The 5,519-nt window shown below is 58.8% G+C and carries 4 protein-coding genes and 1 pseudogene; 3 read left to right on the top strand and 2 right to left on the bottom strand.

The annotated features are described in order from the left end of the window. Positions 1-208 precede the first annotated feature (208 nt). A complete protein-coding gene (locus tag XI05_RS09195) occupies positions 209-433 on the top strand; it encodes a hypothetical protein (protein ID WP_442869247.1) in 225 nt (74 codons plus the stop codon). An 828-nt stretch (positions 434-1,261) separates the two neighbouring features. On the opposite strand, the pseudogene XI05_RS09190 reads toward XI05_RS09195, so the two are convergent. Both XI05_RS09190 and XI05_RS09185 read right to left on the bottom strand, forming a co-directional pair. Continuing rightward, positions 1,262-2,331, bottom strand: a pseudogene (locus XI05_RS09190) (IS3 family transposase); the annotation flags it as partial. A 15-nt stretch (positions 2,332-2,346) separates the two neighbouring features. Next, the gene (locus XI05_RS09185; protein ID WP_271500792.1) at positions 2,347-2,493 is read right to left on the bottom strand and encodes a hypothetical protein; all 147 of its coding nucleotides are present in this window, start codon (positions 2,491-2,493) and stop codon (positions 2,347-2,349) included. A gap of 398 nt (positions 2,494-2,891) precedes the next feature. Here XI05_RS09185 and XI05_RS09180 point away from each other — a divergent pair, with 398 nt between their 5' ends. Then, a complete protein-coding gene (locus tag XI05_RS09180; protein ID WP_271500790.1) occupies positions 2,892-4,268 on the top strand; it encodes an aspartate aminotransferase family protein in 1,377 nt (458 codons plus the stop codon). 982 nt (positions 4,269-5,250) lie between these two features. Beyond that, positions 5,251-5,519, top strand: a 269-nt coding sequence (locus XI05_RS09175) for a transposase (RefSeq protein WP_271500787.1), incomplete at its 3' end; no start/stop codon positions are given.

Raw genomic sequence — 5,519 nt, 5'->3', positions numbered from 1 at the left:
ACTCGCTTCATCTGTCCGTCCTTCTTCGGGCCGGTTAACTCCTGCTGGAGGAAATACGCAGTGGCAGGTCAATTGGGCTCGTAAACACTCATCCCGAAGTTGATCATGCATCCAACCGGACGATCCGCCCAGCCGACCACCTCCCGCACCGATCTTGGTCCGATTCGTTTCGTTAGAGCTCAGCCGCTCTGCTTGGCTGATAACCTCGTTGTCACCAGAAATCCGTGAGAAGGTGTCGAAACATTCGGTATCAGCTGGAGAGCTGGCCGGATTGTTCGCGCTGTTTCCGAAGCTGCGCGAAAAAAGCCGTGCTAAGACCGGGCATAACTATCCGATCGTCTTGATTCAGCAGGCCGGCCTTGACGGCTTCTGGGTTCAGGTGCTTGAAAAAGAAGGGGTTTCGAAAACCACCCGAGAATTCATCCTCCGATGAGGCAGTGCGAGTACGGGCCGCAGAGCCGCCATCATGCGGATTGCGCGGCTCGTCGTGATAGACCCAGTCCGCGACCTGCCGCGCGACAGCACCTGCCCGACCACGAACTGGAATGCTCAAGCAGGAGTCGTTGATGGCAATTTACCTTATCGACAGTATCGCAACGAGGTCCCTTCCTTCTTGTCAGTTTAGAACGGTCTCCGCTTAGACGTGTGTGTGGGACGAACGAAGAGTACGTTGCGGCTGCGCGGGCGGCGGGAGAGCCATGCGCTCACGGCGTAAATTGTGCCGATGATAGCGAAAGCGATCGACAGCAAAAAGAAGAATAGCATCGCGTGAACCTCTTAATTGTTGAAGGTTGGTCTGGCTGCATGTGTGGACGCGACCCGCGCAGCGCCGAATTAAGCCAGAGGCCAATCTCTCATACAACGTGACGTAACGTCAGGTTCAAGCGCCGGGCGAGGAAAAGGACGTCATGGCGGTTCGTCTTCGCCTGATCGTGCGGGTTCCTGGGACTCAGCAATGGCGACAACGCTGTCATGGCCGAGCGAGCGGATCAGGCGAGAAGGCAATAGCGAGTCGGATCCGGCCTCGTAACAGTGAAGTGGACCCTATGCTGAGGACCACGGGGTCTGGTTTCTTAAGTGGAGCTTGCTGCCGTTCGTTCTTGCCAATACTTTACGCTACTGTTGCTTCCTGCTGTCCTGGCTGTGGGGATGTGGGCAACGCGCAGCGTTGTCCAAGCTTCTCGCTTGCGAGAAGCGTCATATCCACAGCCTCTTCGCCGAATGCGCCGGTGACACCTGCCCGCCAGACCGCCATTCGCGCGCGGTTTTCCAGCGCCTGATGGGGGCGCTGGAAATTGTAAAACTCGATCCATCGGGCGATTCCGGCTTTGGCCTCGTGGCCATCCGAATAACCCTTGAGATAGATGTCCTCGTATTTGAGCGAGCGCCACAGCCGCTCGATGAACACGTTGTCCATCTAGCGGCAGATCCTGACGCCGGTGGCGGCCAGCGTGCCGGTGAAGGCGGCGCTGGTGAACTGGCTGCCCTGGTCGGTATTGAATATCTCAGGCCGGCCGAAGCGCGCAAAGGCCTCTTCGAGCGCAGACACACAGAACGATGTGTCCATCGTGTTCGACAGGCGCCAAGCCAGCACCGCACGGCTCGCCCAATCGATGATCGCCACCAGATATAAAAGCCTGGCCGATCGGCACATAGGTGATATCGGCCGCCCACACTTGATTTGGCCGGTCGATCACCATATGGCGCAAGAGATACGGGAACATTTTGTGTCCCGGCGCCGGCTTTGTGGTTCTGGGGCTTTGGTCCCAGCGCCGCGATGCCCATCTTGCGCATCAACCGCTGCACGCGCTTGCGATTGATGCGACAGCCTTCGCCATTGAGCATCGCCGTCATCCGCCGCGAGCCCAGGAACGGCCAGGCCGTGAACAGCTGGTCGATCCGTCGCATCAGCTCAAGGTCGTTGTCATTGGCCGGCCGCGGCGGCCGATACGCTCGATCGCGCAACGCCCAGCAGTTGGCATTGCCGGCGGATCGATAGATTCCCATGATCGCGCTGAAGCAATCCTCGGTGATCCGGCGCGCTCATCTTCCGGACCTCCTGGCTAAGAAATCTCGCTCGACCGTCAATTGTCCGATCTTGGCGTGGAGCTTCTCGACCTCCAGTTCGTGGGCCGCCTCGCCATCGCGACCAGTGCCCGGGTCGAACGCGCGAACCGCTTGATCCTGAAGCTGTTTCCTCCAGGCATAAATCTGGTTCACATGCACCTGGTAGCGCTGCACCAGATCCGTCACCGTTGATTGTTCTCGCAGCGCCTCCAAGGCGATCTCTGCCTTCAGCGCCGCATCGATTGTCCGTCTCGTCTTCTTCATGGTCCGCTCCGTTTATCAAAACGGAACGGCATCCGCACCACCTAAGCCGCCGGTCCAAAATCCGGCGTCCACTTCAAGGAAGTCCATGCGTCCAACCGCCGGGACAATCTTCCGCCCTGATCCCGTCGCGGCAGATCCCACGCGCACGATCGTGACGCTCATTCACGGCAGCCTCCCAGGCCGCCAGATCACGCTTCCGGACGGCACTAAGATCGAGGAGAGCAGTCATCGCCCGATGCCCGCCAGGGCATCGCTCTCGATCGATCAACGCTGGCGGACTGGGTTGTACATTGAGAGCTGCCACTGGTCAGTCATATGGACGTACAGTTGCAAAGTGCGGTCAGTTGCGGCGTCGAGTTTGTGTCAGCAACCAGTCCTGGTAGGTGCGTCGCGCGTCTTCCAAGAGATAGAATCGCTATGTGCCGGGGCTGGCCAGCCGCGGCAAGTCAGCGCCGCAGGCTCAGGTGGCGACTGGCTTGTCCATTCTAAATGTCTCACGATGTTAGCGCTCGATCAATGTTCCCAGAGAGCTCGTTCTGAACCGATGGTGTGATACGACTATGCTGCCCAATTCTCAGCAGGCCCGAGATGCGGCCTATCAGCTCCACGCCTACACAAACGCGCGGTCGCACCAACAGACCGGACCGCACATAATTGACCGCGGCGAGGGCCCCTATGTCTTCGACACAGCGGGAAAGCGCTACCTCGATGCGATGGCCGGTCTCTGGAGTGCGGGACTTGGCTTTAGCGAGAAGCGGCTCATCGAAGCCGCGCATCGCCAGATGCAAGTCCTCCCTTTCTATCACACCTTCGCATCACGATCGAATGGGCCTTCCATTGAGCTCGCCGAGAAGCTCGTGAAGATGTCTCCAGTGCCGATGAGCAAGGTGTTCTTCACAAACTCCGGTTCGGAGGCGAACGACACGGTACTGAAGCTGATCACTTATCGTTCGAATGCATTGGGCCAGCCTCAGCGCAAGAAGGTCATCAGCCGGCTGCGTAGTTATCACGGCGTAACGATCGCCACGGCCAGCCTAACCGGACTCTCGGACATCCACCGTTCTTTCGATCTACCGCTGCCCAACATTCTGCACACTGGCTCCCCGCATTTTTACAAAGAAGGGCGTGCCGGAGAATCGGAGGAGGCCTTTGCGACGCGCCGAGCCGAGGAGCTCGAGTCACTGATTCGGCACGAAGGTCCCGATACCATCGCAGCATTCTTCGGCGAACCGGTAATGGGCGCGGGCGGCGTCATCGTTCCGCCGCCAAGTTACTGGGACAAGATCCAAAAGGTACTAAAAAAGCATAGCATCCTTTTGGTTGCCGATGAGGTGATTTGCGGCTTTGGCCGGACCGGCAAAATGTTTGGTTGCGAAACCTACGACATCGCGCCCGATGTGATCGTAGTTTCGAAGCAGCTCACGTCCAGCTATTTTCCGCTCTCGGCGATCATAATGAATGATTACATGTTCGAACCAATCGCGGACGAGAGCAATAAGGTTGGAGTGCTCGCTCATGGATTCACAGGCGGCGGTCACCCGGTCGGAGCCGCCGTCGCGCTCGAAACGCTTAAACTCATCGACGAGCGGGGGCTGATTGCGAATGTCGGCCGAATAGGCGCCTATATGCAGGAACGGCTGCGTACGCTCAGTAACCATCCGCTCGTTGGTGAGGTTCGCGGCGTTGGCCTTATTGCGGCAATCGAGCTGGTGCTGGACAAGGAGAAGAAAGTCGCCGCTACTACTCCGGGCGACGTCGGCAGGATCGCGGCCCGGTTGCTGCACGAGCGAGGGATTATCTTGCGGAATGTAGATGATACGTTGGCGATGTGCCCACCTCTAATCGTCGATAAGGACCAAATCGACGAACTTGTCGATGGGATCGCGGGCATGCTCGACGAGCTTAGGGCGACCGTCGTCAATCTAGGGCGAGCCTGACGAGCCTTCACCCGATCCGTTTATGCCGTCTCAAGTCCAATCGCCTGGAGGAGACGTCTTGCAAGCTCTGACAGGATACGTTGGAGTCGGCGCTGCCGGAGCAGTCTGTGCCGGCGGCTTATGGTTCGACACATTTACGGCAGCCGCACTCTCTTGATCTGCATCTGGGATCGCTTGCCCTCGCGACTCCTGCTTAGGCTTGCGAAAAACATCAACTTAGTCATTCGCTGAGCTGAAGAGTTTGTCGTGGAGATCTCGGGCCATGTCGCAAAGGTTCGCTCGCGCGAAGCAAGTCGGCGATGACGGATCCGGCACGATGCGAAAAGGATTAGCGACCTGCTCCTGAACTGATTATACAAGCTAAACACGCATCCATGATGCGTTCGCGCGGTGGCGCCGGCTACAATTCTCGGCCCGATTGTGGAGAGATTTGCCTCGCGATGGTCGGCGGGACGGTGGAAGAGACGTTGAACCCAATGCTCGAGGCGGAAGCCGACCGGCTTTGCGGGCTGGCCGGTACGAGCGCAGGAAGGCGCGGCAAGATACTCGAGCTGGCAGTTAAGATCGGACGCTGCAGGCCAGTGCCGAGGTCTATCTGACGATTCCGAAGCTACGAAGGCAGGCCGCGTACTCCAGCAGACGCTCGCGCTGACGCACGTACCTCGCAGTTCGGCAATCTGCCCGTTCGGGCTGAAAGCTGGCACGCCGCAACCGGAACGAGCCGCTGCTACCATTCCGCATCGCTCACATCGGTCCTACGCCCCAGCACGTGCTTGCATCGCACGCGTTGACAAGCAACATGGTGACGCCCGTGCCACCGAAGCATGTCGGCCGCTCCCTTCCGGCCACAGTCTAGAAGTTACTCGTTTCTATCCTAGAGGGGGCGGCAGCGCCGCGTAGTTCGCCGTCAGGACCTGTGAGACAAATTGTAGGATTTCGCCGAGGGAGGATTTCTGGTTCATCGTAGCCGCCAGGAGCGAGGATGAAGCAGAAATCCGGACCGGGCAAAGCGCCGGCAGAACAAGTTATAAAGGACATTAGGCGACAGACCCGCCGGCATTATTCGGCGGAAGAGAAGATCCGCATAGTGCTGGAAGGATTGCGCGGCGAGGAGAACATCTCCGAGCTTTGCCACCGAGAAGGCATTGCCGCCTCGATGTATTACGGCTGGTCCAAGGAGTTTCTTGAGGCCGGCAAGCGCCGCCTGGCCGGCGACACGGCGCGAGCTGCGACCTCCGGCGAGGTGAAGGA

The sequence above is a fragment of the Bradyrhizobium sp. CCBAU 11357 genome, assembly GCF_028128865.1.
GTDB lineage: Bacteria > Pseudomonadota > Alphaproteobacteria > Rhizobiales > Xanthobacteraceae > Bradyrhizobium.
The sequence above is the reverse complement of the archived record's forward strand: the minus strand, read 5'-3'. Positions and strand labels throughout refer to the sequence as shown.

Bases quoted from the DNA above. Each gene is read 5' to 3' on its own strand.
- XI05_RS09185 (WP_271500792.1), bottom strand. From the start codon at position 2,493: ATGAGCGTCACGATCGTGCGCGTGGGATCTGCCGCGACGGGATCAGGG.
- XI05_RS09180 (WP_271500790.1), top strand. From the start codon at position 2,892: ATGCTGCCCAATTCTCAGCAGGCCCGAGATGCGGCCTATCAGCTCCAC.